The sequence below is a fragment of the Dietzia sp. CW19 genome (assembly GCF_014145265.1).
GTDB lineage: Bacteria > Actinomycetota > Actinomycetes > Mycobacteriales > Mycobacteriaceae > Dietzia > Dietzia natronolimnaea.
In genome coordinates, this window is record NZ_JAALEE010000518.1 from 1 (window position 1) to 741 (window position 741).

General features: G+C 71.9%; 1 protein-coding gene. It reads right to left on the bottom strand.

Features of this window, described 5'->3' with window-relative positions; translation table 11 throughout:
- On the bottom strand, window positions 1–741 hold a 741-nt coding region (locus G6021_RS17550; protein ID WP_277817958.1), incomplete at both ends, for a carboxyl transferase domain-containing protein.

Here is a 741-nt window from a genome sequence, read left to right on the forward strand (position 1 = left end):
CAGCCGCTCGTGCAGGGCCTCGCGCTCGTCCTCCGGCGCCGCTGCGAGCGTGCGCTTGTGCAGGATGCCCACCGCGGCCTTGGCGCCCATCACGGCCACCTCCGCGTCGGGCCACGCGAACACGGCGGAGGCGCCCAGCGCGCGCGAGTTCATGGCGATGTAGGCGCCGCCGTAGATCTTGCGGGTGACCAGCGTGACGCGGGCGACGGACGCCTCCGCGAAGGCGTGCAGCAGTTTGGCGCCACGCCGGACGACGCCCTCCCACTCCTGGGAGACCCCGGGGAGGTAACCGGGGACGTCGACGACGACGAGGAGCGGTACGCCGAACGCGTTGCACAGGCGGACGAACCGGGAGGCCTTCTCGGCCGACTCGGAGTTGAGGCAGCCCCCCAGGCGGAGCGGGTTGTTGGCGATCACGCCGACCGTGCGGCCCGACATCCTGCCGAAGCCCACCACGATGCTGGGCGCCCACTTGGCCTGGAGCTCCTCGAAGGTCGTGCTCCCGTCCAGCTCGGACGAGTCGAGGATGCCGTGGACGAGGGGGCGCACGTCGTAGGCCCGCTTGGGTGACTCCGGGAGCAACCCCGCCAGATCCGTGTGGTCGCCCTCGAGCGCCCGCAGATCGAACTCACCCTGCGCGGACAGGAGGTTCACCAGCCGCCGCGCGCGGTGCAGAGCGTCCCGCTCGTCAGAGGCGGCGATGTGACACACGCCGGACTTGCGGTGGTGGACGTCCTGGCC